Source organism: Neisseria sp. P0009.S007, assembly GCF_051962515.1.
Map to the genome: position 1 here is coordinate 1 of NZ_JBQCVF010000195.1, position 2,619 is coordinate 2,619.

Consider the following 2,619-nt stretch of genomic DNA (forward strand, 5'->3'; position numbering starts at 1 on the left):
GTTTTGATAACTGCCATTTATATTTACTATCAATTGATATTTAATCATTCCATTCTTTTTTGCTTCTTCGTCTTTCTTCTGTTCTTCCTTGTTTTTTTGGTCTTGTTGTTGCGCTTTTTGTGCTGCTTCCGCGGCTTTTTTAGCTGCTGCTTGTGCTACTGCTTTTTGGTAGTTGCCTTCGGCTTCTGCTTGCTTTTGGGCTTGGGCTGCTTTCTGAATCGCATTAGAAATTTGTTCTTGAGAAGCACCATCTCTTAATCCTGTTTTATCTAAAAAAGTATTAATTCCTGAACCAAGCCCAGTAATATCAAGTTTAGATAAACCTGTCAGAATTGCACCAACACCATTACGCGCAGCCATAGCCCAATCGCCATTTTTTATGTCTCTATATGTCCAAGCTGCATAATCAGAACCAATAGCCCCACCCATAGCAGTAGCACCTGCCAATGTCCCACCCAATACAGTTTCAACTTTACCAACGTTCACCCTTTGATTAACATTTGTATTCATCGTGCCAGTTTCGCCATATCGGCCTGTAACCGTTACATTTTTGCCTTGACTACCACTAAAATCATTTCCGTTTTTGGTAATTGTCGGTTTGCCGTTGTTTTGTACATCAACCTTCCAAACGCCTGTTTTTGGATCGTAGCCACGACGTTGCAAGGCTTGATCGGATGGAAAGCCTGCGTTTTGATGTTGTGCCGGCGGAGGAAGGCCGACTTCTGCAAAAGCTGTTAACGGATTTAAAACTTGCGCGCCAAAACATACAAGCACAAGCAGGCGACTGCGTAGGGCGAAACGCCGAGAATAAAATAAACTTCTGGTATCATTCATTTTTCCTTTTCCCTTTTATTCGTCATTTTGAATATTGGCCAGTTTTACGACTTTTAGGCAGACTACGACAATAAATAAACCTATAAAAGCAAGTAGCATAGACTGTCCCAACTCTCTACCCTGATCGTAAAAATCTTGATTATTGCACTGCGGAAAGTTGATTTTTACTTGATTGCCGTGATATTCCCATGCCGAACCAATAAAAACAGGGTGATTCAACACCCCGTCTTTATCGATTGTCGGTATGACTTGGGACATCACATGATTTTGAGCTTCTATCTGCGTTCCATAACAGATTTGGCCTACTCGATATCCCATATCAAACCTTATGCTTTATTGATCACGCGTTTAACCAGACCAATTGAAACGATAGCAATCGCAATACCTACAACAACAACACCGAATGCGATAATACCTGTTTTCAATGCGCCGATTTCGGTTGATGCTGTTGACAGCAGATCTTCCGCCAATACAGGAGCGGACATAACGGCCACAGATGCGGCTACCAATGCTTTTTTAATCATGTTCATGATTTTTTCCTTTAATGTAAGGACGGTGTGTTAATTTTTGAATTTCGGCCACCGTCTTAAACCGAATTTCAATCTTTTAAAAATCCAAAAACGACAAATTCATATTGATTGCCGATTTCTTCAATACCTGCTTTTACTGCTTCTTCAAAATCGACAAATAAACCTGCGTTGTTTATTAGTTTTGTATGGCCTATATCCCCTGTTTCAGGGGACAGATACAAAAAGTCCCCTGTTGATACGGATTGAACAACATAGACTTTTTGCATAAATCAACCTTTCTTAATCGGTTGGAAACCGTGCACTTTCAGTTTTTGAGTTTTGCCAGTTGTCACAATTTCTACACTCAGATTTGCATCGATCGGAAATTGTGCTGTTTTAAATTGTTCAAAATTTGCGCTTGTGCCAAAGTCGTACTCCGTGGCTGAGCTTCCCAAAGCGTTGCCTTGAGTGCTGTCTAAAGGAGTTGCTACGATCAGACGGCAGTAGTCAAAGGCTTTGCCCTCAATTTGTCCGCTAAATTTTTTAACGCCAACGATTTGGCCTTGCATTGTGAAAATCATCTTTTTTTCCTTTTTTTAAGCCTCTTTTCGGGCAGAGACTAATAAGCCCATGACATCGGCAGTTTTGCATATTTCGAATACATATGATTTAAATACGATTCTTCATTGACTTCATGTTTTTGTTTTTCAAGCTGTTTTTCCATATTTTGATAATATTCATACATAAAATATGGATCTGCTTTTTCTTTATTCTCTTGCAACTTTTCGCTATGAATAAAGAGCATTTCGGACAGTTTGCAATCAAAATTATTCAGGCTTAATGATTTTGGTAATTTTTCGTGATCGGGTTCGATCAATTCAAAAAGCTCATCTTTTTTAAGATCAGGAAAAATCGCCTTCAATCCGTTGGCTGCTCTTCCAAATTGTTTTTTAACCCATTCGACATATCTATCAGCGGAAATGACCTTATTTTTTTCAACCGCCTGAATACGGCTTGCCTGATTGGCAAATTTTTCACAGATCGGATACGCTCCGCCAAAATAAAGACCGGGGTTTTGCAAGACTTCGAAGGGAATCACAATATCTTTTGACTTAAACTCAATTTCAAAGCGTGTCCAAACACTGGACTTGTCACCTAGTTGCTTGCCTTTTTCATAGACGCGGACATATTTTGAGGACTCACGAGAGCCTATCCCGTAGGTTTTGCCCTTTGTCATTTTTTCTTCGTCTTCTTCTTCCCAATCTGAGCCTATACA

Annotated in this window: 5 protein-coding genes and 1 pseudogene; all 6 read right to left on the reverse strand. The window is 39.7% G+C overall.

What is annotated here, in order from left to right; genetic code table 11:
- Positions 1-834, reverse strand: a pseudogene (locus tag ACTHS3_RS11440) (virulence factor TspB C-terminal domain-related protein); the annotation flags it as partial.
- A 15-nt stretch (positions 835-849) separates the two neighbouring features.
- On the reverse strand, positions 850-1,152 hold the full coding sequence (locus tag ACTHS3_RS11445; RefSeq protein WP_440367988.1) for a hypothetical protein: 303 nt from the start codon (positions 1,150-1,152) through the stop codon (positions 850-852).
- Positions 1,153-1,160: 8 nt separating this feature from the next.
- Positions 1,161-1,364 carry a hypothetical protein gene (locus ACTHS3_RS11450; RefSeq protein ID WP_314593104.1) on the reverse strand — a complete coding sequence of 68 codons (204 nt, stop codon included), beginning with the start codon at positions 1,362-1,364 and terminating at the stop codon, positions 1,161-1,163.
- 68 nt (positions 1,365-1,432) lie between these two features.
- Entirely contained in the window at positions 1,433-1,630 is a 198-nt protein-coding gene (locus tag ACTHS3_RS11455; protein WP_070615096.1) for a hypothetical protein, read from the reverse strand.
- Positions 1,631-1,633: 3 nt separating this feature from the next.
- A complete protein-coding gene (locus ACTHS3_RS11460) occupies positions 1,634-1,924 on the reverse strand; it encodes a hypothetical protein (protein ID WP_250615062.1) in 291 nt (96 codons plus the stop codon).
- Positions 1,925-1,962: 38 nt separating this feature from the next.
- Positions 1,963-2,619, reverse strand: a 657-nt coding sequence (locus ACTHS3_RS11465; RefSeq protein WP_440367989.1) for a replication initiation factor domain-containing protein, incomplete at its 5' end; no start/stop codon positions are given.

Coding starts and splice junctions, on each gene's coding strand:
- ACTHS3_RS11460 (WP_250615062.1), bottom strand. CDS start 1,924: ATGATTTTCACAATGCAAGGCCAAATCGTTGGCGTTAAAAAATTTAGC.
- ACTHS3_RS11450 (WP_314593104.1), bottom strand. CDS start 1,364: ATGAACATGATTAAAAAAGCATTGGTAGCCGCATCTGTGGCCGTTATG.
- ACTHS3_RS11445 (WP_440367988.1), bottom strand. CDS start 1,152: ATGGGATATCGAGTAGGCCAAATCTGTTATGGAACGCAGATAGAAGCT.
- ACTHS3_RS11455 (WP_070615096.1), bottom strand. CDS start 1,630: ATGCAAAAAGTCTATGTTGTTCAATCCGTATCAACAGGGGACTTTTTG.